This is a genomic window from Nannocystis exedens (assembly GCF_002343915.1).
Classification (GTDB): domain Bacteria; phylum Myxococcota_A; class Polyangia; order Nannocystales; family Nannocystaceae; genus Nannocystis; species Nannocystis exedens.
The window spans coordinates 4,113,025-4,136,198 of sequence record NZ_NETK01000001.1 but is presented as its reverse complement, the minus strand read 5'-3'; the positions used below and the strand labels follow the sequence as shown (position 1 = coordinate 4,136,198).

Below are 23,174 nucleotides of genomic sequence, written 5' to 3'. Positions count from 1 at the left end.
TAGGATATGAACCTCCAAATTTCCTGCGGGCGCGGGACCGCCCCCGAGCGGGTATCCTGGGGCCATGCCGACCGTGAAGCATGCCCGGGGGGACGTGCTGTTCGTCCTCGACCCGCTCGAGACGATCCACCCGAAGAAGGACAGCTCGTACCTCATGATCGCCGAGGCGCTGCGGCGCGGCTACCAGCCGTGGTCGGTCGAGCTGCCCGGGCTCTTGCTGCGCGGGGCCGAGGCGGTCGCGCGGGCCGTGCCGCTCGGGCTGCACGAGCCCGGCGCGCCGCTCGCCCCGAGCGGCGACCCGCAGGTGCGCCCGCTGTCGAGCTTCCGCGTGGTGGTGATGCGCAAGGACCCGCCGGTCGACCCGGACTTCGTGACGGCGACCTGGTGCCTGGACCGGGCGGTGAGCCACACGCTGGTGATCAATCAGCCGCAGGGGCTGCGCGACCTGAGCGAGAAGCTGGCGATCCTCGACTTCCCCCAGTTCATCCCGCGCACGTTCTTGCTGCGCAATATCGGTGATCTGCGCGACGCCCTCGCCGAACTCGGCGGGCAGATGATTCTGAAGCCGGTGTTCGGATTCGGCGGACGCGAGGTGCTGATCGCCCGTGAGGGAGATCCGAACCTCAGCACGTTGTTCGAGCTGGCGACCCGCGACGGCAGCACCTGGACGATCGCGCAAGAGTTTGTGCCCGCCGCGAAGCTCGGCGACAAACGCATCTTGTTGGTGGACGGCGAGCCGATCGGGGCGGTGATGCGGGTCCCGGCGGAGGGCGAGCTGCGCAACAATTTCCATGCGGGCGGCAGCCCGGCGCTGACGCAGCTCAGCGCCCGCGACCGGGAGATCTGCGCCGCCCTGGGGCCTTTCCTGCGCGAACGGGGCCAGTTCTTCGTCGGCATCGACGTGCTCGGCGAGTTCCTCACCGAGATCAATGTGACCAGCCCGACCGGCATGCAGGAGATCAATCGCCTCGGCGGCCTCACCGGCGACGAGACCATGCAGGCGAGGTTCTGGGCCGCCCTCGAGCCGCGGCTGCGCTAGCACCGCCGCGCGACCCAAAACGCGCGAATGATGCTAGACATGAGCCAGCCCCCCCACGATGTCCAGCCCGACCGAGCTCGCGACCCTGGTGCGCGCCGCGATCCCGCGCCTCTACGCATTCGCGTACGTGATGTGCGGCGCGCGTGACGAGGCATTCGTCCACGTCCGCGAGGCGCTCCGCGGGCTCGACCGCGACGCGCTGCTGGCCGCCGAGAAGCCCGGCGATGTGTTGCTCGGCAAGCTGGCCCGCGGGATCGAGGAGTCGCTCGGGCGCAAGGCCGACCACAGCTTCGTCATCCTCGACAACCTGCTGCGCAGCGAGGAGACGCAGCCCATCGACCCGCTCAAGCCGCCGATCGAGGGCGACCTGGCGCGCGTGCCGGTGCTGCTGTGGGAGCTCAAGCGCACCTGCCTGGCGTCGGTGCTCGGCGCCCTGCCGCCCGGGGTGCGCGTGTCGTTCGTCGTCACCGACCTGTTCGGCTTCCCGCCCGCGGCCGCCGCCGAGCTGCTCGGCATCAAGGAGAGCGCCTTCCGCGTCCGCCTCACCCGCGCCCGCCGCCGCCTCGAAGACTACCTCGCGCCCCGCTGCGGCCACATCGACCGCCACAACCCGTGCTATTGCGAGGGCCGCCTGAACCTGGCCCTCGAGACAGATTTCGTCAAGCTCCCGCCGCACACCGCCGACGTCCCGGCCGCCGCCTACAACGACGAGCCCGAGCACCGCGACATCGCCGAGCTGTACCGCACCCTCCCCCCCGTGCAGCCGACCCCCGAGCAGCACGACGCGCTCGTCACCATCGCCGTCGGGGACGACGCGGTGCCAACATAGTAGGACAGGAATGCCGCCCGGCGGCCGGAGCAAAGTAGTAGGAATGCGCCGCGGGTCGCGAGGCCGCGGACCTGACTCCGAGGTCAGGCGGGGCGCTGCGCGCGTGCAGGCAGAGCCCGAGGACCGGCCGCTGTCCTGTCCTTGATCGCCGGTCGAAGCCGCGGAGCCCGACCTCCCCGAGTAAAACACTCGCTCGAGGATGTCCGAAAGGACAGGTTAAACTTCTGTCCTTTCGGACATATCGAAGCCGACCGGGGCAGCGGCTCGGTAAGAAATTACTCCGGCTCGTCGCCCAGCACCTGGACGCGCAGGCGGGCGGCCCAGGCGTCGAGGTTGGCGAGGGTGCTCTGCAGCAGCACCGCCGAGGTGCTGAGCTCGCGCAGGCGCGCTTCGAGCAGCTCCCGGCCGCGGCGCAGGCGGGTCTTGGCGGTGCCGACCGGGATAGAAAGCACCTCGGCCAGCTCGGCCGCGCTGATGCCCTCCCAGTAGTGCAGCTCGAGCACGACCTGGTAGTCGACCGGCAGCCGCCGCAGGCCCTCGAGCAGCAGCCGCTGCTCCTGCCGCGCCGCGACCGCGCTGATCGGCGACGACAGCTCGTGCGCCGAGTCCTCCGCGAAGTCGACCCGCGCCTCGTCGCGCCGCTGCTCGCGGTAGTGCTTGCACAGCATCTTGTAGGCGATGGCGAACAGGTAGCTGCGAAAGGCCGCCTCGTGGCGGAAGCGCTCGCGGCCCTCGAGGCAGGCGAGGAAGGTCCGCTGGATCAGGTCCGGCCCCGCCTCGCCGACCTTGTTGCGGAAGAACCGCGCGATCGCGGCGTAGTGGCGCTGGAACAGGCGCTTCCCCGCCTCCCGATCGCCGCCACGCCAGGCGTCCACGAGCGCCGCGTCGCTGTCCTCGACCACCGGGCCGCGATGCTAACAGACTGCCGCGCCGCTGCTGACCGACGCCAGCGGGCCCAGGCGCAATCCCGCCGGCGCCGCCGCGAGCGCGCGCGAGGCGATTGGCGATCGCGTGGTCCGGAGTCGCCGGCGAAGCTCGCGGCAGGACGTCCTGCGAATGGAGCCATGGCCGCGGCACGCCGCGCCGCCGCGAGGCGCGACCGACTCGCGACGCTCGCTCGCCGGGCGGCCGGCGTCGGGCCGCCGCTGCGCCTGGCTCGATCGATCGCGGGCGCCCGCGGGCGCCGGAGGGTTCGCGGGATTCGTGACCGGCCCGAGTCCCCGAGGTCCGAGGGGCCGCCGCGACGCAGCTCGACTCGAGCGGCGCGAGCGATCCCCCTGGCCACCGCCGCGACCCTCTCTGGGCCGGCACGACGGGGCAGAGGAGGTCGGACAAGGATGAGCGATTTCGCACGCCGTGCTCACGGGCAGGGGAACGCGGCCCCCAGCGCGTTTGCGCGATCTCGCCCACGGTTTCCGCGCCCGTGGCCGCTCGCCGCAGACCCGGCCCGCTTGGCTGCCGCGGTGCGGCAGCGGGGAAGAACGGCGCGTTCGTGCGCGTACGGGGGCCGGGCGTCGGGCGGGGCAACTCCGCGAAGGCGGACTTCCTCGGCCGGGATGGCCCCGTCACCATGCTCCGGTTCCGCCGTAGCGAAAAAAGTTCCCGGGGCCGCGATCCAGCAGCCCCCTTCCGGGACAGCACCCTGAAAGCGGCCGCCATGCCAGGGCTCCGAGACCGAATCCGCGCGTTGTCGTCCTCCTCGTCGGGGGAGCCGACGCTGCAGCACACGCCGGCCGGGGCCACACCGGACGGGCGACAGGTCGACCCGAACGCGCCCACGATGATCCCGGTCGCGCCCGCCGACACGCGGCCGATCGCCCGCCCGCCGCGCGTCGAGGACGCGCCCGCGCCGGCGAAGATCGGCCGCTTCACCGTGCTCCGCGAGCTCGGGCGCGGCGGCACCGGGGTCGTCTACGCCGCCTTCGACGAGCAGCTCGACCGCAAGGTCGCGGTCAAGCTGCTGCACTCCGAGACCCGCGAGGACGTCGCGCGCGCCCGCCTGATGCGCGAGGCGCAGGCGATGGCCCGGGTGTCGCACGCCAACATCGTCGGCGTCCACGAGGTCGGGACGTTCGGCCGCCAGGTCTACGTGGCGATGGAGTTCGTCCACGGCATGACGCTGCACGCCTGGCTCAAGAGGCAGCGGCGCAGCTTCGCCGAGATCGCGGCGATGTTCGTGCAGGCCGGGACGGGCCTGGCCGCGGCCCACGAGGCCGGGCTGGTCCACCGCGACTTCAAGCCGGCCAACGTGATGGTCGGCACCGACGGCCGCGCGCGCGTGCTCGACTTCGGCCTGGCCCGCGCCGAGCTCGAGCCCGGGCCGGCACCTGGCCTCGGGGACATGCGACCCGCCGAGGAGCACACCTCCGCGGTCGCCAACCTGCGCTCGCTCGACGCCTCGATCACCGTCACCGGCGTCATGCTCGGCACGCCGGCGTACATGTCCCCGGAGCAGTTCCTCGGCGGCCGCGTCGACGCGCGCGCCGACCAGTTCGCGTTCTGCGTCGCCCTGTTCGAGGCGGCCTTCCGCGAGCGCCCGTTCAAGGGCGACACCCTGGCCGAGCTGATGTCGAGCGTGCTGTCCGGCCAGGTGCGCGACGTGCCGGCGCCGGCCGGGGTGCCGCGGGCCGTCCGCGCGCTGCTGCTGCGCGGCCTCTCCCGCGACCCCGACGCGCGCTGGCCGAGCATGCGCCCGCTGCTGGCCGAGCTGGCGAAGTTCGCCCGCCCGCCGGCGCGCCGCAGCTGGGCGATCGCCGCCGGCGTGGCGGCGGCCCTGGTCGGCGGCGGCGTCGGCCTGGCCTATCAGACAGGTGCGTTCGCCGAGGCGTGCAGCGGCGAGGAGCGGCTGTCGGCGGTGTGGAACCACGGCGTCCGCGAGCGGCTGGCCGAGGTCGCGCAGGCGTCGGGGGTGGCCCAGGCCGAGGCGGCGTGGTCGCGCGCGGCGGCGGCGTTCGACGCGTACGGCGCCAAGTGGGCCGCGGCCTACGGCGAGGCGTGCCGGCAGGAGTCGGCCGAGCAGCTCGACCTGCGCATGACCTGCCTCGGCGAGCGGCGCGACCGCCTGGCCGCGGCGATCGACATGTTCGAGCGGCCCGACGACATGCTGGTCGCCAAGGCCGACGAGCTGACGGCGATGCTGCCGAGCATCGCCCAGTGCAGCGACGACAAGTACCTGCGGGCCAAGGTGCGGCCGCCCGACCCGGCGGTGGCCGACAAGGTGGCGGCGGCCCGCGCCGAGCTCGGGCGGGCCGAGACGCTCGAGCTGACCGGCCGCTTCGCCGAGGCGCTGGCGCTGCTCGACGCCGCCGAGGCGGCCGCGGCCGGGGCCGACTACCCGCCGGTGCAGGCCGAGCTGGCGTTCCGCCGCGGCTCGGTGCGCGAGAACGACGGCGACTACCTCGGCGCCCGCGCCAGCTTCGAGGACGCGTTCTTCGTCGCCATCGCCGCCGGCCACCAGGAGGTGGCGATCGACGCCGCGACGCGCCTCGCCTACGTGGTCGGCCGCCGCCTGTCCGACGCGTTCGCCAGCCGCGACTGGCTCAAGCACGCCGAGATCTACGCGGCCCGCAGCGGCGACCCGATCCGCCGCGCCCGCGCGCTGACGATCCGCGGGGCGATCGCCAACCTCGCTCGCGAGCACGGCGAGGCCCGCAAGGCCCTCGTCGAGGCGATGCGCCTCTACCACGAGGCCGACCAGGAGAAGACCATCGACTTCGCCCGGGCGCTGCGCTTCTACGGCGACCACCTGATCAACAACAGCGAGACCAAGCAGGGCATCGCCCAGCAGGAGCGCGCGCTCGCCATCATGCGCGACAAGCTCGGGCCCCAGCACCCCGATGTGGCGATGATCCACAACAGCCTCGGCCTGGCGCTGCGCGTCGACGGCCAGTACGAGCGCGCGCTGGCGGTGTTCAAGCAGGCGCTCGACGCCGCGGTCGACCTGCCGAACCAGCGCAACCACGTCTACATGACCCTGTGGGCCAACACGAGCTACACCTACGAGGCGATGAAGCGGCTCGAGCTGGCCGAGCAGCCGGCGCGCGAGGCGATCGCCGTGCTCGAGCGCTCGAGCGACCGCCTGCTCGGCGACAGCTACGAGATGCACAACTACCTCGGCATGCTGCTGCACCACCTGAAGCGCCCGGTCGAGGCCGAGGCCGAGCTGACCGCCACGCTGGCGCGGGCCGAGAAGAGCTGGGGCCCCGTCGACCCGCGGCTGACGCAGGTGCTGCTCAACCTGAGCGGGCTGAGCCGCCTCGAGGGGCTCGCGGAGCGGGCGGTGGCCTACGCGGAGCGGGCGCTGGCGCTGACCCGCCGCGACCCCAACCCGGCCAACGAGCACTGGCACTACTACGCGATCTGGCACCTCGCGGCGGCGCTGGCCGAGGTCGGCGAGGACCGGCGCGCGGTCGAGCTGGCGTACGAGGCCCGGGCCTTCGCGCTCAAGCAGCGCAAGGACGCGAAGGAGTGGATGTCGGAGATCGACGAGTTCCTCACCAAGCAGGCGATGAAGCGCGGAGGCCAGCGATGACCGGCCCGACCATCTTCCCGGAGGCCCTGCGCCCGCAGGTCGAGGGCGACTTCGCCAACGAGCGCGTCAAGCAGGCGATCATGGCCAGCCTGTTCGACGAGCCGGCCGCGCCGGCGAAGATCGGCCGCTTCACGGTGCTGCGCGAGCTCGGCCGCGGCGGCACCGGGGTCGTCTACGCCGCCTACGACGAGGAGCTCGAGCGCAAGGTCGCGGTCAAGCTGCTCCACTCCGAGGCCGGCGCCGCCTCCACGCCCGAGGCCCGCACCCGCCTGCTGCGCGAGGCCCAGGCGATGGCCCGCCTGTCCCACCCCAACATCGTCAGCGTCCACGAGGTCGGCACCCACCTCGACCAGGTCTACGTCGCCATGGAGTTCGTCCACGGCGTGACCTTGAGTACATGGCTCAAGAGACAGCAAAGGACCTGGCGCGAGATCGTCGACGTGTTCCGCCAGGCCGCCTCGGGCCTGGCCGCCGCCCACGAGGCCGGGCTGGTCCACCGCGACTTCAAGCCGCAGAACGCGATGGTCGGCGACGACGGGCGCGTCCGCGTGCTCGACTTCGGCCTGGCCCGCGCCGAGGGCGACCCGCAGCTGTTCGCCGACCTCGAGCGGACCCGCGACCCCGAGCTCAGCTTCGGCTCCGGCTCCGGCTCGGCCGGCATGCGCCCCCTCGACGCGTCGCTGACGATCACCGGCTCGCTGGTCGGCACGCCGGCCTACATGGCCCCGGAGCAGTTCCGCGGCGACCGGGCCGACGCCCGCTCCGACCAGTTCGCGCTGTGCGTCGCGCTCTACGAGGCGCTGTTCCGCAGCCGCCCGTTCCCCGGCGACAGCCTCGCCGAATTGATGCGCGCGGTGCTGGCCGGCCAGCTGCGCGAGCCCGGCGGCGCGAGGGTCCCGCGCGCGCTCCGGGCCGCGGTGATGCGCGGCCTGCAGGTCCGCCCCGAGCACCGCCACCCGTCGATGGACGCGCTCATCGCCGCGATCGACCGCGTCGTCGAGCCGCCGCGCACCGCGTGGCTGGCCGCCGCCGGCTTCACCGCGGTGTTCGCCGCGGTCGGGGTGGGGCTGTCCTATCAGACAGGTGTGAACATTCAGGTGTGCGAGGACCGGGCGCGGCAGGAGATCGCCGAGGTGTGGAACCCGGCCCGCTTCGCCGGCGTCGGCGCGTCGCTGCGCGCGGTCGACCCGACGGTCGCGCAGTCGTGGACGGTCGCGCGCCGCCAGTACGACGAGTACGCCGAGCGCTGGACCGAGGTGGCGGCCGACGCCTGCGTGGCCGCCGAGGTCCGCCACGAGCAGTCGAGCGCGCTGTACGAGCTGCGGCGGGCCTGCCTCGGCGACCGCCTGCGCGACTTCAAGGCGGTGCTCGACCTGTTCGGCCGGCCCGACGCGGCGTTCGCGGTGCACGCGTCCGACCTGGTGGCCGGGCTCGAGTCGCCGCAGTCGTGCGCCGACCCGCTCGAGCTGCAGCGCCGCGCCGCCCCGCCCGACGACCCCGAGCTGGCGCGCACGCTGGCCGAGCAGCACGCGGCGATCGCCCGCGCCGAGAGCCACCGCCGCGCCGGCAAGTTCCCCGAGGCGCTGGCGGTGCTCGACGCGCTCGCGCTGCCCGACGGCCAGCTGCCGCTGCGCGCCGACTACGAGCTGACCCGCGGCCGCGTGCTCGTCAGCAGCGGCCGGCCGAAGGACGCGCTGCTGTCCCTTCAGACAGCTTACTTCGCGGCCCTCGAGTCGGGCCACGAGCGGGTGGCGATCGCCGCCGCCACCGAGCTGGTCGAGGTCACCGGCGTCCACCTGGCCGACTTCATCGCCGCCGAGCGGTGGGTCCGCCACGTCGACGCCCTGCTGGCCCGCGGCGGCGCGCCGCCCCAGCGCGCCGCCCTCGCCCAGGCCCAGGGCGAGGTCGCGCTGGCCACCGGCCGCTACGCCGAGGCCCTCGGCCACTTCGAGCGCGCGATCGCCATGCACGAGGCGGCCGGCTCGTCGCACCTGCCCGAGGTCAGCGTGCTGTTCCGCCTCGCCTCCGACGCGGCCACCAGCCTCGGCCTGCTCGACACGGCCGAGCAGCACGTCGACCGCGCGCTCGTGACCCTCCGCCAGCGCCTGTGCGACCCGGGCGTGACGCCGGCGACCACGGTCGACTACAAGACCCTGGTCGCCGCCGGCGACGCCGCGCCCGCCGAGGTCGGCTGCTGCCAGCGCCACCCCGAGTACGCGGCCAGCCTGCGCTCCGCGGGGATGCTGGCGCTGCGCCACGGCCAGGCCGACGCCGCCGCGGCGATCTTCGAGCGCGCGCGCCTGGGCATCGCCGGCCTCGTGCCCGACGACAGCCACCTCGCGCTGCAGCTGACCAACGGCGCGGTCGAGGCGCTGATGCTGCGCGGCGACCCGGCGCAGGCGGCCCGCCAGATCCGCCGCGCCCTCGTCGGTGCGACCAGCGCGACCGTGGGCCTGCCGATCGACGCGCGCCCGCTCCACCCCGAGCTGTTCCGGCTGCGCGTGTGGCTGGCGCAGGCGCTGCTGCGCCAGGGCGATCTCGCCGGCGCGGAAGCCGAGATCCGCGCGACCGTGGTCGACGCCGAGCGCGCGTGGGGCGAGGACGAGCCCTACATCGCCAGCGCGCTCGAGGTGCTCGCGGAGGTCCTCGCCACCGCCGGCCGGACCACCGAGGCGGTGACCGTCGCCGAGCGCGCCTACGCGGTCGCCAGCGCTCGCGGCGAACTGGTCCAGCCGTCGCTCCGCTACGCGAGCGCGTTCCGCCTGGCCCGCTCGCTGGCCTTCGCCGGCCAGAGCGAGCGCGCCGAACACGTGGCCGAGGAGGCCCGCGCCCTCGCCGCCGCCGCCAGCGACGTCCGCATGGTCGCGGCCGTCGACGCCTGGCTGCTCGAGCGCAAGAACGGCTAACCGTTCGGACATGTCCTCACGGACATGTTCGGACGCGTGTCCGTGACGCCCGTGAGGACCTGTCGCAACGGCCAGGTCGGACGGCTGTCCGCGACGCGCGGCGGCAGATGTCTCAAGGGCCAGCTCCGGTGCGCCCCGAAGCGCAGGCGCAGACGGCGCGACCGTCGGCCGCGGGGAACGGTGTTGCTGCGCACCGTCGGGCTCGCCTACGCTGAGATGCATGAAGGTCGCCCCGCTCCCGCAGGATGAACCCGAGCGACTGGCGGCGCTGCGCGGCTACGCCGTCCTCGACAGCGCGCCCGAGGCCGACTTCGACGAGCTGACGCGGTTCGCCTCGGAGCTGTGCGGCACCCCGATCGCGCTGGTCAGCCTGGTCGACGCCGGGCGGCAGTGGTTCAAGTCGCGGGTCGGGCTCGACGCGACCGAGACGCCGCGCGACATCGCCTTCTGCTCGCACGCGATCTTGCAGCGCGGGGTGTTCGAGGTCGAGGACGCGAGCGCCGACCCGCGCTTCGCCGACAACCCGCTGGTGGCGTCGCAGCCGAACATCCGCTTCTACGCCGGCGCGCCGCTGGTCAACGCCGAGGGCTTCGCGCTCGGCACCCTGTGCGTCATCGACCGGGTGCCGCGCAGCCTCGACGCCGTGCAGCGCCAGGGCCTCGCGGTGCTCGGCCGCCAGGTGATCGCCCAGCTCGAGCTGCGGCGCCAGCTCGTCGACCTCGCCCACGCGCGCGACCGGGCGCTCGCCGGCGTGCGCGCGAAGGACGTGTTCCTCGCCACCATGGGCCACGAGCTGCGCACCCCGCTCGGCGGGATCCTCGGCCTCAGCGAGCTGCTGCTCGAGGGCCCCGTCGGCCAGCTCGACGGCACCGCCGACGACCTGCGGGCGATCCACCGCGCCGGCACGCACCTGCTCGAGGTCGTCGAAGACATCCTCGGCTACGCCCAGCTCGAGCTCGACCAGCCGCGCCTGCGCCCGCGCCCGTTCGACCTCGGCGAGCTGCTGGCCGACGTCGAGGCGACCGTGCGCCCGCTGCTGCGCGGCCGCTCGGTCGCGCTGAACGTCGCCCGCGGCCCGGCGCCGATCGTCGCCGACCCGACCCGCGTGCGCCAGATCGTCTACAACCTGGTGGCCAACGCGATCCGCTTCACCGAGCGCGGCTCGGTCGACGTGACCCTCGAGCCAGGCGACCGCCAGATCGCCGTACGCGTCCGCGACACCGGCGTCGGCATCGCCCAGAACAAGCTCGCCCTGCTGTTCCGCGACTTCTCCCAGGTCCACGGCGACCACGAGGCCGAGCTCCGCGGCACCGGCCTCGGCCTCGCCATCAGCCGCCGCTACGCCCGCCTCATGGGCGGCGACATCGTCGCCGAGAGCGAACCCGGCCGCGGCTCGACCTTCACGCTGACGCTGCCGCGCGAGCCGATCTGATGGATGTCTGATTGGACATGCTCGAAGGAGCATGTCCGAATGGTCATCCGTCTGCGCGCCCGCGAAGGTACGGGCGGCGGTCCCAGGAGGCGGCGACAGGCGGGCCAGCCGCAGGCGAGCGGTCACAGGCGGGCGGCGATCGCCGGCGGCGGCGGGTCGAACGCGGCCGCCAGCCTGCGCCACCTCTCCGCGTGCACGTCGAACTCGCTCGCGCGTGCTGCCCGTCGCTCGGGGAACGCGGCGGCGAACGCCGCGGCCGCTTGCTCGCGCCGGCCCGTCGTCGCCAGCGCCGCGGCCGCGTACCAGCGGACCGTCCATACCGGATCGGCCAGGGCCGCCACCAGCGCCGCCGCGATCGACTCGCCCAGCCCGAGTCGGTGCGCCGCGGAGGCCGCGTGGATCTGCACCACCGGCGAGGGATCGACGAGCCCCGCGCGCACGACGGGCGCGAGCCGTTCGCGGTGCGGGGTCGCGTGCCGCAGCGCCTGAAACACCCAGCGACGGACCTCCGGCGACGGATGGCCGGCGAAGCGCGCCACGCAGGCGACGTCCTCCGCGCTCGGCACCACGGCGCGGCGCGGCAGCTCGCAGCGTCGGAGCGACCGCGTCGGCGGGATGTCGCGCCACAGATGCTCGAGCGCCTGCAGCCGGTGCTGCACCCGCGACTTCGCGTCCGCCGGCAGCGCGCGCAGCCCGGCGATGGCGCTCTCATGCCGCCGAAGATCGTCGGGCGATGGAGCAGGCAACTCGCGCGCCGGCACGCTCTCAGGATAGCGCAGTCCCGGCCGCCGCGCGCCGCTCGGCTGCGAGCCTCGCCCCCGCCGCGAGCGCTCGCGGCGGTGAGCAGGCTGCACGGCATGCGTCGCCGGAAGCGCTCCGCCCGGAGACGACCCATGGCGATGGGCGAGCGTGATCGGCCACAGAGCCCACCAAGGACCTTTTCCCCGCCATGCCGTGATCGGAGCATCGGTCGCCGGACGTCTCGCCGCACGGGAATGACACGCTGCAAGGAAGCGGGGCCGGGGCGGCGCTGCGCGGCTCGGCGGATCGGTCCCGCCTGCTCGCCGGGCAGAGCTCGGAGGCGCTGGCCCGGTCGGAGCGCGGGAGAGTGTTCACGGTCGACGCCAGCTTCGAAGCGAGGTTCGGCTCGGCTCACGCTACCTCGGCAGCGTGAGCGGGTACCATGCGGCTCCCACCATGAACGATGCCTGGCCCATCCAGCCGAGCCCGAAATGGCCGAGCAACTGCCTGATCGAGAACGTAGCCGTCCACCCCGGTCAACCGTGGCTCGCGGTCGCGTGCACGGACGCAGAGAATCAGGGCGGGGCAGTGCTGGTTTTCGACGCTCAGGCGGGCAGCCTGCGCTCGTCGACGGGCTTCGATGACCACGTCGGCTGGTCCGAGCAGCCCGGCCTCCTGCGCTGGCATCCAGACGGGCGGCGCCTGGCCACGAACGTGGGGACCAACGGGATCGCGCTCCTGGACAGGGCTCGGATCGTGGGCGATGCGTGGCCCGACGAGACGCGGGACAGCGGGGTCCGCTACGTCTGGGTCGACGAGACGCGGATGTTCTCGGACACCGGTGCGCTCTTCGAGATCCGCGAGGGCGACTCGCGCTTTGACTTCGAGGACATCGGCTCGCCGAGGTTCGCGCAGCTCGAGTGGAACGCGGCGACGGGCGCGGTCGTCGGCACGGTCGGGCACGGGATCGCGGCCTTCGACCCGCTCGGCCGCAAGCTACTCTACCATCACACGCTGGAGGACCTTCCTTCGTCCCACGAGGTGCACTGGTCGGGGGACGGGCGGTGGTGTGCCAGGGTCCACTGGGGCCAGTCGCCTGCGCGCGACGAGATCGTGATCTTCGACGGCGACGACGGACGGCGCGTGTGCACGCTCGCGCCCTCCCTGCCGCACTTCGACGAGCTGCGCTGGGGTCGCGAGGGCGCGCTGCTCCTGCGCAGTCACGGGCTGGATCGGAAGACCACGCATCTGGATATCGTTCGCAACGGTCGTATCGAGGTCACGATCGACCTCGCGCCGCGGCTGATCCAAGCTTCGCATGCTGTTCCGGAGGCCTCGGGCATCGCATGGTCACCGGACGGCCACGGCGTGGCGCTGTTGCTGGATGGGCAGGAGATTCGCCTGTTCGACGCGAGCAGCGGGCTCGCGCTCTCGACGTTCTCGGCGCCCGCTCCCGCGATCCCGGACGGTCTGCCGGACTACTACCGACATGGGCACCGACCGGACTACGGCTTCCCCGGGGACCTCATCTGGCTCGGCATGCAGCGCCTCGTTCGTCTGGCGCCCCACTTCGTGGATTTTTGGTCGATCGACGGGCAGAAGATCGCCCAGTTCGTGGTGCCCACCGAGCTGGGATAATGCGCTCCACGCCGCTCGACCTGCGAGACGTGCCAATCCCCCTGAGAAACTCGAGGCGCTCGAGCACACAACAACGGCCAGGGCGCCTGGAACGCGTGCATCGAGCAGAAGGTGCGGTGCTACGACAGTTCGTTGCTATGTTTGAAGCCCGCCGGCAAAGCGCGCTGCGACGCTCAGCTGTCGGCATGCAAGGCCGCCGACGCGGAAGCCACAAAACACCTTGCTCGCCGAACGCTGCGCCCTTGTCGCGCGGTCGATCTGTCCGTCTCGGCGGCCGGTCGGCCTCCGGTCCCGAGGCGCGGCCGCAGCGAGGTCGAGCCGTTCAACGGGGAGCCGTACGCGCCCCACGGGTTCGAGAAGGAGCAGGCCACTCCGCGCACGTGAGGATCTCTGCCCCCCTGCTGGGGAAGATTTTGTCGACGAAGAACTCGTGCACCGCCGGGTCCTGGTCGGCGCACCCGTCTCGGAGCACGGTCAACCCGTAGCCCCGGTCCGACGCGTCGTAAAACGTGGCCGCGACCATGGCGCTCGTCGCGACGCCGGTGAGCGCCAGCGAGTCCACGCCGCGGGCGCGAAGCACCAGATCGAGATCCGTCCCCGCGAACGCGCTCGTGCGCCGCTTGAGCACGACGACGTCGTCCGCGGTGACCTCCAGCGCGACCTCGGTACCCGGTGCACCCTCGTGGAACAGGTCACCCTGCCGGTGGAAGGCCGCGAAGACCTCACCCGCCAGATCCGCGCCGTTGGCCCGAAACGCGGTACGCACGAATACGACCAGCACCCCGGCCGCGCGGGCTCGTGGCAGCAGCTCGGTCACCGGCGGCACCACGGCCTTCGTGAACGGGTAGTTGTCGAGAATCCCGGCCTGGAGGTCACCGACGATCAGCGCGCTGCTCATGGTGCGAGCTTCTCCATCCGGCAGCCGACCGTCAACAGCGCCCTGCGCCCTGACGGCGAGCGCGTCGGCGGCGACGCGTCAGTCGTCGAAGACGTTCCAGCAGATCGCGCTTCGATTCCGCTGATCGTCGAGGACGAGCTCCCGAACTTTCGCGGGGATCCTCGCTCGTTGCCAGTCCCGTTCGGCGATGCGCGCCGCCTCCGCCTCACCGCTCGTAGGAGCGTCCGCGGCGGCAGCCCTGATCGCATAGGCCGCAGCGCCCAGGGCGTGGGCGGCGACGTGGGCCACTGCCACTGCTTGCCCGGCCGCGAGCGCCGCATACTTCGCGGGCTTGGGCAGGTCACGCCCGGCGGCATTCGCCGGGAAGGCGGCCCGGTGCGCGTCACGCATGCGCACCTCGCCGCGCACCCAGGCACGACAGATGTCGATCGCGTCACGGGGCGGGTGTCGTCGGGCCGGGCCTGCTCGAAGAGATGCAGGACGTGGTCTGCGCAGAGGGCCGCCCACTCCGCCAGCAGCCGGTGATCGTCGTCCGTCAGCGTTCCGCCGCGGCGCACTGTGATCAGTCGGGGGTCACGGTCTGCGGGCAGGATGGGCATGGGCCGCCGCTCTAACACAGCTGGCGAACGAAAGGCCACGCGCTGCCGAGCCAGGGTCGGGGGTCGACGAAGTCCCGCGCACGGCGCTTTCCTCATGGGCGGATGCCACGGACGAGGCGCCCCGGTGAAACACCGCAGGGCGATGCTCGCAAGCCTCACTCCGGGGCCGGCGCGTACAGCGAGAGCCCGCGATAGTTCGGATCGACCCGCAGCGGCACCTTCAGCGAAGGCAGCGCCCGCTGCTCGCAAGCCGTGCGCTCGCACAACCTGCACGTGACCCCGACCGGCGTCACCAGCCCGGGATTGTGCAGATCGACGCCGTCGGCATACACCAGCCGCGGCGCGTGCTCGACCGCGCAGCCGAGCCCGATCGCCTGCACCGGCTGCTGCGCGTGGTACCCGCCCGAGTCTTTCTGAATCGTGCGAGCGATGCAAAAGAAGCTCGCGCCCTCGGGCATGCGCGACACCTGCACGCGGATCATCCCGGGCGTCTGGAACGCGCTGAAGATGTTCCAGCGCGGGCACACGCCGGCGTAGCGGGCGAAGCGGATCCCGCTGGCCGAGAAGCGCTTCGAGATATTGCCGGCGACGTCGATGCGCACCATGTGGAACGGCACGCCCTCCTGCGTCGGCCGGCGCAGGGTCGTGAGGCGGTGGCAGGTCTGCTCGAAGCCGACGCCGAAGCGGCGGCCGAGCACGTCGATGTCGTAGCGCAGCTCCTCGGCGGCGCGCAGGAACTCCATATAGGGCATCCACACCGCGCCGGCGAAGTAGTTGGCCAGGGCGACGCGGGCCAGCGCGCGGCTCTCGGGGCTGGTGAGGAGCGGGTCGCGGCCGAGGCCGTCGAGCACGTCGGCGTGGGCGATCAGCGCCACCTGAGCCGCCAGCTGGAACAGGCGCGAACGCGTCGGCAGCAGCTCCGACAGCCAGAGCACGCGGCTGCGCGGGTCGAAGCGCCGCAGCGCCGCGCCCGGCTGGCCGGAGCGGGCGATCTCGACCCGCACGTCGCACGCGCGCGCGAGGTGGCGGACGAGCGCGCCGAAGCGGTCGAGCTCGCCGAGCCCGGCCTCGCGCCGCAATTGCTCGGCTCGCTCCTCGAGCGCCGGGAAGTAATTCATGTGCTGCTGCAACAGGTCGCTGACCTCCTCGCTCGGCAGCGACGAGCGCGACGCGCCGCCCGCGTCGTCGCCCGCCTCGAGCCGCGACGACAACGCGTCGGTCGCCACCTGCGCCCCGCGATAGGCCCGGTACAGCTGCAGCACCGCCCGCGCCGCCGCCGGGCTCGCCGACGCCACCTCGCGCACCTCCGTGTTCGTCAGCGGCGCCTCCTCGAACAGCGGGTCGGCGAACACCTCGAGCAGGTCGTGCACCAGCCGCGCGTCGTCCTCGCCGGCGAACGAGGCGAGGTCGACCTCGAGCACCCGCGCCAGCTTGATCAGCAGCGGCGCCGGCAGGGCCCGCTTGTCGTGCTCGAGCAGGTTCAAGTACGACGGCGAGACCTCGAGCCGCTGGGCCAGCTCGGCCTGCGACAGCCCGGCGCAGCGGCGCAGGCTCCGGATCTTCGCGCCGAATCGAGGGGTGTCGCGGGCCGAGGCCGCTGGCTTCTTGGGGGCGGTCATTGACACGATTTACAGCATGACTGTCGCATGTTGACAACGCTGGAATGCCGTTTCACCCCTTACAGCAGCGTCTGTTTGAGAGATGGGCCGATCCAGTTTATTGTCACGGCGTCGATGCAGCCGCTCTCCACACCCCCCGGCGTGATCCTGCGCGGCTCCCGCGTTCCCGGTGATTCCACCGTTCTGAGCCACGAAGCCCTCGTCTTCGTCGCCGAGCTGCAGCGCCGTTTCGGCCCACGATTCGCCGGAGAATTGTCGGCGCGACAGGCCCGGCAGAGCCGCCTCGACCGCGGCGAACGGCTCGATTTCGCGCCGGAGACGCGAGACCTGCGCGAGGCCGCGTGGACCTGCGCACCTGTCCCCGAGGACATCCTCGACCGGCGCGTCGAGATCACCGGCCCGGTCGACCGCAAGATGATCATCAACGCCCTCAACTCGGGGGCGCGCGTGTTCATGGCCGACTTCGAGGACGCGACCGCGCCGACCCTGCACAACCTGGTCGACGGCCAGCGCAACCTGATCGACGCCGTGCGGCGGGAGATCCGCCTCGAGCAGAACGGCAAGCTCTACCAGCTGGCCGAACAGACAGCCGCGCTGTTCGTCCGCCCGCGCGGGATCCACCTGCCCGAGGCGCACGTGCGGGTCGACGACGAGCCGGCCCGCGGCTGCCTGGTCGACTTCGGCCTCTACGCCTTCCACAACGCCGCCGAGCGGCTGCGCCGCGGCCTCGGCACCTACGTGTATTTGCCCAAGCTCGAGAGCGCCGCCGAGGCGCGCGTGTGGGCCGACGTGCTGCGCGCCAGCGAGGACCTGCTCGGCCTGCCGACCGGCACGATCCGCGCCACCGTGCTGATCGAGACCTTGCCCGCGGCCTTTCAGATGCACGAGATCCTCCACGCCCTGCGCGAGCGCTCGGCGGGGCTCAACTGCGGCCGCTGGGACTACATCTTCAGCTTCATCAAGCGCCGCCAGGGCGACCCCGCCGCGCTGCTGCCCGACCGCGCGCTGGTGACGATGGACCGCGGGTTCTTGCGCGCGTACTCGCAGTTGCTGATCCAGACCTGCCACCGCCGCGGCGTGCACGCGATCGGCGGCATGGCGGCCTACATCCCGGTCAAGCACGACCAGGCGCGCAACGCCGAGGCGCTCGCCAAGGTCCGCGCCGACAAGGAGCGCGAGGTGCGAGACGGCCACGACGGCACCTGGGTCGCGCACCCCGGCCTCGTGCCGATCGCCCGCGAGGTGTTCGACGCCCACATGCCCGGGCCCAACCAGATCTGCCGCGTCCGCGAGGACGTGCAGGTGCAGGCGGCCGACCTGCTGGCCGTGCCCTACGGCCCGCGCACCGCCGAGGGCCTGCGCCGCAACATCGCCGTCGGCGTGCAGTACATCGAGGCCTGGCTGCGCGGCGTCGGCTGCGTGCCGCTCTACGACCTGATGGAAGACGCCGCGACCGCCGAGATCTCCCGCGCCCAGGTGTGGCAGTGGCTCAAGTACTCGGCCACCCTCGAGGACGGCACCGCGCTCGACTTCCCGCGCGTGCGCGAGGCGATCGACGCCGTCCTCGCCGAGCTCCGCGCCGAGCTCGGCCACGAGCGCTACGCCGCCGGCCGCTTCGCCGCCGCCCGCGCCCTGTTCGAGCGCCTCGTCGCCGCCGAACGCTGCGAAGAATTCTTGACGCTCCCCGCCTACGAGGCCCTCGTCGCCGACGACGTGACCGCGCCCGCGGCCGCTCAGGTTGCACGAGTGACCTGACCTTCGAGACATACCACGCCGGACCGGCGACCAGGCCCGGCGAGCGAGCGCCAGCAGCGGCGCGCAGCGTCGCCGCGACATGACCTTCGAGACAGCTTTGAACCGAAGAAGAGCGAGCGCCAGCAGCGGCGCGCAGAACCACCGCGACATGACCTTCGAGACAGCCCTGAACCGAGCCAGCGAGCGAGCGCCAGCAGCGGCGCGCAGCATCACCGCTGCATGACCTTTGAGACAGCCCCGAGACGAACGGCCGGCGAGTGAGCGGGCGCCAGCAGGGGCGTCACAGAACCACGGCATGACCGTGGAGACATTACGCGTCGGGCCGGCGCCGCCGAATCGCCGCCCCGCGACCTGACCCTTGAGACACGTGAGCGCCGCGGCGAGCGCGCCGCAGCGCGCCGCCGGTCGGCCGCCCGACATCACCCCTTTTTTTGAGGAAAACGAGCTCCGCGCCTGCGCGGCGCGAGCCGAACACCGAGACAGCTCGGCGACGCGATCGCCGGGGAAGAGGACAGACATGGACATCGTACACCGGCAACCGAGCCCGATCCTTCGCCCTTACAGCCGCGCCGACGTCGAGCGCCTGCGCGGCTCGTTCACGATCCGCCACACCCTCGCCGAGCTCGGGGCCGCCCGCCTGCGCGAGCTCCTGGCCGCGCGTCCGTTCGTGCCCGCGCTCGGGGCGATGACCGGCAACATGGCGGTGCAGCACGTCAAGGCCGGGCTCGAGGCGATCTACGTGTCTGGTTGGCAGGTCGCGGCCGACGCCAACCTCGCCGGGCAGACCTACCCCGACCAGAGCCTCTATCCTTGCAACAGCGTGCCCGCGCTGGTCGAGCGCATCAACGCAGCGCTGCTGCGCGCCGACCAGATCGAGAGCGCGGAGGGTCACCGGGGCCGGCGCTACTGGCTGGCGCCGATCGTCGCCGACGCCGAGGCCGGCTTCGGCGGGCCGCTGCACGCCTATGAATTGACGAAGTCGATGATCGCCGCCGGCGCCGCGGCGGTTCACTTCGAGGACCAGCTCGCCTCCGAGAAGAAGTGCGGCCACCTCGGCGGGAAGGTGTTGGTGCCGACCAGCCAGTTCGTGCGCACCTTGACCGCGGCCCGCCTGGCCGCCGACGTGCTCGACGTGCCGACCCTGATCGTCGCCCGCACCGACGCCGACGCGGCCAAGCTGATCACCTCGGACGTCGACCCGCGCGACCGCGAGTTCATCACCTCGGCCGAACGCACGCCCGAGGGTTTCTTCCGGATCCGCGGCGGCATCGACGCGGCGATCGCCCGCGCCCGCGCCTACGCGCCGCACGCCGACCTGGTGTGGTGCGAGACCTCGACGCCCGACCTCGCCCAGGCCCGCCGCTTCGCCGAGGCCGTGCTCGCCGAGCACCCCGGCAAGTGGCTGGCCTACAACTGTTCGCCGTCGTTCAATTGGAAGAAACACCTCGGCGAGGCGGCGCTGCGCACCTTCCAGCGCGAGCTCGGGGCGATGGGCTACAAGTTCCAGTTCGTCACCCTGGCCGGCTTCCACGCCATGAACCACGGGGTGTTCGAGCTGGCCCGCCGCTACCGCGACGACGGCATGGCCGCCTACGCCGCGCTGCAGGAGGCCGAGTTCGCCGCGGAGGTCCACGGCTACACGGCGACCCGCCACCAGCGCGAGGTCGGCACCGGCTACTTCGACGCGGTCGCCGAGATCATCTCCGGCGGCGACGCCTCGACCCTGGCCCTCGGCGACAGCACGGAGGCGCATCAATTCCACGACCACGCGCCACGGCGCGCGGTCGCCTCGTGAAGACGGGCCGCGGGGGCACGGCGGGCGCAACTGCGCGCGCCTCGGCGTGATCCCGCGAGCCGTCCGTCGATCGCTGCATGGCCGGATTCGGCACGCCAATCCTCGACTCCTACGATGATGCCGAGCCGTACAGCTGGCGAATGGAGCGACGAGCTCGAGGTCCTCCAGCTGGGCGTGCCGGTGGGGACAATCATCGGCGTTCATCCGGTCGGGCGAGCGCCAGCGGGGCGACGGCTGGACGCGCGCAACCGCGCAGTGCGGCCCCGAGCCGGCCGCACGACGCCGCGCGGCGCTTATTCAACCGGTGTTGATCCGCGCTGGAACAAGCTCGTGCAGTACAAGAATTCGCATGCAGCAACAACTCGTCCTCGATGACTTCAACCTGGGCGCCGCCGAGCGCCGCCTCTGCACCACCGCGCTCGAGCGCGCCGGCAACATCGTCGGCGCCGCCCAGCTCCTCGGCATCACCCGCCACGCGATGAAGCGGCGCATTATTAAATTGGGCATCGACTGGCCGCGCCGCTTGACCGCCCCGGTAGTGTCCGCCAGCTAGCTAGTCCGCGGCGCAGGTCCGCGCCCCTCTTCGCTTGAGTGTGCTTTTCCTAAAAAAGAAGAGATACGCCGACCGCCTCCTTGCGCGCATTCGTGGGCGCGTGATGGATTCGTCGATGGCGGTATCGACCGTCGGCGTCGAAGCACTTCTGACTGCTCATATCATTCAAACATAATATCAGACACCGAGCCGGACGTGCGAGGGTCGCGACGGCGTCGCGCGGCGCTCCGCCCGTCGCTTCCGGGCTCGGGAAGCTCGCGGCCTCGCCGAAACGGCGGGGCCGCGCCAATTTTTGGTTCGCGCTACGCGTCGCGTTCGCAGCGGACGTCGAGCAGCACGAAGCGGTCGCCGCTGCGGACGAGCTCGAGGCCGCGGCGGAGCGCGTCGGGGACCGCGTCGGGTCGATCGACGCGCACGCCCACGCCGCCGCAGGCGCTGGCGATCTGGTCGTACGCGGGGTCGGCCCCGAGGTCGCAGAGCGCGAAGTTGCCGGTGGCCTGGGCGTGGCCGCCGGGGAAGTCGCCGCGGGTCGACTTGCGGATCGTGCTCCACGCGCAATCGTTGAACACCACGATCAAGATCGGCAGGCGATGCGCCGTCGCGGCGTGCAGGGCCGACAGCGGGGTGTTGAACAGGAAGCTGCCGTCGCCGACCGCCGCGAGCACGGCGCGGTCGGGGCGGGCCATCTTGCCGCCGAGGGCCGCGCCGAGGGCCCAGCCGAGGCCGCTGGCGATCGAGTTCTCGAACCAGCTGTCGGGCAGCCGGCGCGGCACCAGCAGCGGGTCGAGCGGGTACTCGTTGAAGATCACGACCTCGTCGTCGACCGCCTGGCCGACGCAGCGCGACAGCCAGCGCTTGGTGATCGCGGGCTTGCCGGCGTCGAAGTCGGCGGCGACGCCCGCGTTGGCGAACACGACCGCGTGCTCGATGCGCAGCGCCTCGCGGCGCGCGGCCGCGTCGGGGGCCGGGTCGGCGTCGAGCAGGCGGGTGAGCAGGCGCAGGCTCTCGGCCGGGTCGCCGGGCAGCGCGAGGTCGCTCGGGAACCCGCGCAGCGGCAGGTCGGCGAACAGCGGGTCGACGCCGATCTGCACGATCGGCGGCACCTGTCCTTGGGGCAAGGCGACGAACGCGGGGATGAACGGCACCGGGTCCTCGACCGCGAGGATCAGGTCGGCCTGCGGCACCTGCGAGGCCGGGTCGAAGCCGAGGTGGGCCGGGCAGTCGGTCGCCAGGTTGAAGAAGTTACGCTTGCCGAATTCGACCACGCCGATGCCGTGGCGGGTCGCCAGCTGCCACAGCGCCTCGGGGCCGCCGCGGTAGCGCCCGAGCTCGGCGGTGAGGATCAGCGGCCGCCTGGCGTTGCGGATCGCGTGGGCCACGCGGGCGAGCGCGACCGCGTCGGGGCGGGCCGGCGGGTTGGGGCGCAGCCGCGGCCGCGGCGACACCGGGGCGCTGCTGGCGGGCGCGCACAGGACCTCCTTCGGCAGGGTGAGGTAGACCGGGCCGGCGGGGTCGCTGTCGGCGATCGCCAGCGCGCGGTCGACCGCGACCTCGAGGTGGTCGGCGGTGGCCAGGCGGTAGTCCCACTTGGTGAACTCGCGGAAGTAGGCGGCCTGGTCGAAGCTGTCCTGGCCCCATTGCACGAAGTTGGTGCGGTGGCCGGGGACCGCCGGCGCATCGGTGTAGGGCGTGAGACCGGCCATCACCAGCATCGGCACCCGCGCGCGGCGGGCGTTGATCAGGCCGAGCCCCGAGTTGGCGGTGCCCACATTGACGTGGGCCATGACCGCAGGGACATGTCCCGAGAGCAATTGATAGCCGTGGGCCATGGCGATCGCGGTGTTCTCGTGGGCGGCCGCGACGACCCGCGGGGCGGCGGCGCCGGGCTTGGCGAGCGCCTCGATCAGCGGGGTGAAGTCCGTGCCCGAGTTGCTGAACAGGCACGGGACGTCGCGCCGGTGCAATTGCTCGAGCAGCGCCTCGGCGACGGTGGCCGCGCTGCTGGGCGTCGGCGGCGCAGCCGGCAGGGCCAGCGCCTGCGGGGCGCGGGCGCGGGCGCGGCGGAGGAACGGCACCAGCGCGGCGTTGAAGGCCTCGGCGCGGTCGAGGTTGCAGAAGTGGCCGCCGCCGGCGAGCACCCGCAGCTCCGCCATCGGGACGCGGGCGAAGATGTCGCGCAGCAGCGGGTCGACGGGGGTGATGCGGTCGTCGCTGCCGCCGATGAGCAGCACCGGCACGTCGATCCGCGGCAGCAGCTCGCGGTAGTCGACCTGGAGCATCGCGTGCCACGACTGCAGGAACACGTCCTTGTCCTTGCCGCCCTCGATCGCGATCGCGGTGTCGACGAGCTCGCGCGGGGCGTCGCTCGCGTAGAGGTTCGGCATGTCCAGGGCGGCGCTCTCGGCCATCGACATCCGGCTCAGCTTGTCCTCCATCCACGTTCGCCGCGCCTCTGCTTCCGGGTGAAAGGACCACGTGGCCGCCAGCGTCAGCGACTGCACCCGCTCCGGCGCGCGGGAGAAGATCTCCTGGGCGACCACGCCGCCCATCGACAGGCCGACGAAGTGGGCGCGGTAAAAACCTGCCTCTTCGACCAGGTCGATGGCGTCGTCGGCGAAGTTCTGGATCGAGATCTCCGGCCGCTCGGGGCTGTAGCTGCGGGCGTGACCGCGCATGTCGAAGGTCAGCGTGCTGTAGCGAGCGCGCAGGGCCTCGACCTGGGGCCGCCATGAACTGTGGTCGCCGCCGACGGCGTGGAGGAAAACGACGAGCTCGTCGCCCCCCTGGGTGAGCGCGGTGTGGATCCGGGGCATCGGCCCGCGAGGGTAATGCGGTAGGC

At 72.6% G+C, this 23,174-nt stretch carries 15 protein-coding genes and 1 pseudogene; 10 read left to right on the top strand and 6 right to left on the bottom strand.

Translation table 11 applies throughout. The features are described from left to right. Positions 1-64: 64 nt before the first annotated feature. Together gshB and NAEX_RS16270 are read left to right on the top strand one after the other, a co-directional pair. Positions 65-1,039 carry a glutathione synthase gene (gene gshB / locus NAEX_RS16275; RefSeq protein ID WP_096328407.1) on the top strand — a complete coding sequence of 325 codons (975 nt, stop codon included), beginning with the start codon at positions 65-67 and terminating at the stop codon, positions 1,037-1,039. Between the two features lie 58 nt (positions 1,040-1,097). Beyond that, complete coding sequence (locus tag NAEX_RS16270) at positions 1,098-1,868, top strand: sigma factor-like helix-turn-helix DNA-binding protein (protein WP_096328406.1); 771 nt, start codon at positions 1,098-1,100, stop codon at positions 1,866-1,868. A 275-nt stretch (positions 1,869-2,143) separates the two neighbouring features. Here the strand turns inward: NAEX_RS16270 and NAEX_RS16265 are convergent, their stop codons facing one another. Continuing rightward, entirely contained in the window at positions 2,144-2,770 is a 627-nt protein-coding gene (locus NAEX_RS16265) for an RNA polymerase sigma factor (protein ID WP_096328405.1), read from the bottom strand. A 785-nt stretch (positions 2,771-3,555) separates the two neighbouring features. Between NAEX_RS16265 and NAEX_RS16260 the strand changes: the two genes are divergently transcribed. From NAEX_RS16260 to NAEX_RS16250, 3 genes are all read left to right on the top strand, one after another. After that, complete coding sequence (locus tag NAEX_RS16260; RefSeq protein ID WP_170135770.1) at positions 3,556-6,399, top strand: serine/threonine-protein kinase; 2,844 nt, start codon at positions 3,556-3,558, stop codon at positions 6,397-6,399. Beyond that, positions 6,396-9,305, top strand: a complete 2,910-nt coding sequence (locus NAEX_RS52115; RefSeq protein WP_096328403.1) for a serine/threonine-protein kinase — start codon at positions 6,396-6,398, stop codon at positions 9,303-9,305. The genes NAEX_RS16260 and NAEX_RS52115 overlap by 4 nt, the downstream gene beginning before the upstream one ends. A gap of 220 nt (positions 9,306-9,525) precedes the next feature. Then, on the top strand, positions 9,526-10,737 hold the full coding sequence (locus NAEX_RS16250) for a GAF domain-containing sensor histidine kinase (RefSeq protein WP_096328402.1): 1,212 nt from the start codon (positions 9,526-9,528) through the stop codon (positions 10,735-10,737). A gap of 122 nt (positions 10,738-10,859) precedes the next feature. Here NAEX_RS16250 and NAEX_RS16245 read toward each other — a convergent pair whose 3' ends face one another. Then, positions 10,860-11,498 (bottom strand): HEAT repeat domain-containing protein, encoded by a 639-nt coding sequence (locus tag NAEX_RS16245; protein ID WP_170135769.1) that lies wholly within the window; start codon positions 11,496-11,498, stop codon positions 10,860-10,862. A 436-nt stretch (positions 11,499-11,934) separates the two neighbouring features. On the opposite strand from NAEX_RS16245, the gene NAEX_RS16240 reads away from it, so the two are divergent. After that, positions 11,935-13,116, top strand: coding sequence for a hypothetical protein (locus NAEX_RS16240; RefSeq protein WP_143140598.1), 1,182 nt, complete (start codon positions 11,935-11,937; stop codon positions 13,114-13,116). Positions 13,117-13,438: 322 nt separating this feature from the next. On the opposite strand, the gene NAEX_RS16235 is transcribed toward NAEX_RS16240, so the two are convergent. The 3 genes and pseudogenes from NAEX_RS16235 to NAEX_RS16225 form a co-directional block, all read right to left on the bottom strand. After that, positions 13,439-14,014, bottom strand: coding sequence for a cysteine hydrolase family protein (locus tag NAEX_RS16235; RefSeq protein WP_096328399.1), 576 nt, complete (start codon positions 14,012-14,014; stop codon positions 13,439-13,441). Between the two features lie 78 nt (positions 14,015-14,092). Beyond that, positions 14,093-14,613: pseudogene (locus tag NAEX_RS54240) on the bottom strand (putative immunity protein). A gap of 155 nt (positions 14,614-14,768) precedes the next feature. Beyond that, a complete protein-coding gene (locus NAEX_RS16225) occupies positions 14,769-16,232 on the bottom strand; it encodes a helix-turn-helix domain-containing protein (protein ID WP_096328398.1) in 1,464 nt (487 codons plus the stop codon). 114 nt (positions 16,233-16,346) lie between these two features. Between NAEX_RS16225 and aceB the strand changes: the two genes are divergently transcribed. The 4 genes from aceB (at position 16,347) to NAEX_RS16210 (ending at position 20,335) form a co-directional block, all read left to right on the top strand. Beyond that, positions 16,347-17,987: a malate synthase A gene (aceB, locus tag NAEX_RS16220; protein WP_096328397.1), complete on the top strand. Its 1,641-nt coding sequence runs from the start codon at positions 16,347-16,349 to the stop codon at positions 17,985-17,987. Between the two features lie 79 nt (positions 17,988-18,066). Continuing rightward, entirely contained in the window at positions 18,067-18,210 is a 144-nt protein-coding gene (locus NAEX_RS50265) for a hypothetical protein (protein WP_170135768.1), read from the top strand. A 294-nt stretch (positions 18,211-18,504) separates the two neighbouring features. Next, a complete protein-coding gene (gene aceA / locus NAEX_RS16215) occupies positions 18,505-19,782 on the top strand; it encodes an isocitrate lyase (protein WP_096328396.1) in 1,278 nt (425 codons plus the stop codon). Positions 19,783-20,131: 349 nt separating this feature from the next. Further along, positions 20,132-20,335: a helix-turn-helix domain-containing protein gene (locus tag NAEX_RS16210; protein ID WP_096328395.1), complete on the top strand. Its 204-nt coding sequence runs from the start codon at positions 20,132-20,134 to the stop codon at positions 20,333-20,335. 302 nt (positions 20,336-20,637) lie between these two features. Here the strand turns inward: NAEX_RS16210 and NAEX_RS16205 are convergent, their stop codons facing one another. Next, positions 20,638-23,148: a thiamine pyrophosphate-requiring protein gene (locus NAEX_RS16205; protein WP_096328394.1), complete on the bottom strand. Its 2,511-nt coding sequence runs from the start codon at positions 23,146-23,148 to the stop codon at positions 20,638-20,640. Between the last annotated feature and the right edge of the window lie 26 nt (positions 23,149-23,174).

What these genes read in the sequence shown, in the direction of transcription:
- NAEX_RS16225 (WP_096328398.1), bottom strand. Translation starts at nt 16,232, where the DNA reads ATGACCGCCCCCAAGAAGCCAGCGGCCTCGGCCCGCGACACCCCTCGA.
- NAEX_RS16210 (WP_096328395.1), top strand. Translation starts at nt 20,132, where the DNA reads ATGCAGCAACAACTCGTCCTCGATGACTTCAACCTGGGCGCCGCCGAG.
- NAEX_RS16235 (WP_096328399.1), bottom strand. Translation starts at nt 14,014, where the DNA reads ATGAGCAGCGCGCTGATCGTCGGTGACCTCCAGGCCGGGATTCTCGAC.
- NAEX_RS16205 (WP_096328394.1), bottom strand. Translation starts at nt 23,148, where the DNA reads ATGCCCCGGATCCACACCGCGCTCACCCAGGGGGGCGACGAGCTCGTC.
- aceB (WP_096328397.1), top strand. Translation starts at nt 16,347, where the DNA reads ATGCAGCCGCTCTCCACACCCCCCGGCGTGATCCTGCGCGGCTCCCGC.
- NAEX_RS16270 (WP_096328406.1), top strand. Translation starts at nt 1,098, where the DNA reads ATGTCCAGCCCGACCGAGCTCGCGACCCTGGTGCGCGCCGCGATCCCG.
- NAEX_RS16240 (WP_143140598.1), top strand. Translation starts at nt 11,935, where the DNA reads ATGAACGATGCCTGGCCCATCCAGCCGAGCCCGAAATGGCCGAGCAAC.
- NAEX_RS52115 (WP_096328403.1), top strand. Translation starts at nt 6,396, where the DNA reads ATGACCGGCCCGACCATCTTCCCGGAGGCCCTGCGCCCGCAGGTCGAG.
- aceA (WP_096328396.1), top strand. Translation starts at nt 18,505, where the DNA reads ATGGACATCGTACACCGGCAACCGAGCCCGATCCTTCGCCCTTACAGC.
- NAEX_RS50265 (WP_170135768.1), top strand. Translation starts at nt 18,067, where the DNA reads ATGACCTTCGAGACAGCTTTGAACCGAAGAAGAGCGAGCGCCAGCAGC.
- NAEX_RS16250 (WP_096328402.1), top strand. Translation starts at nt 9,526, where the DNA reads ATGAAGGTCGCCCCGCTCCCGCAGGATGAACCCGAGCGACTGGCGGCG.
- gshB (WP_096328407.1), top strand. Translation starts at nt 65, where the DNA reads ATGCCGACCGTGAAGCATGCCCGGGGGGACGTGCTGTTCGTCCTCGAC.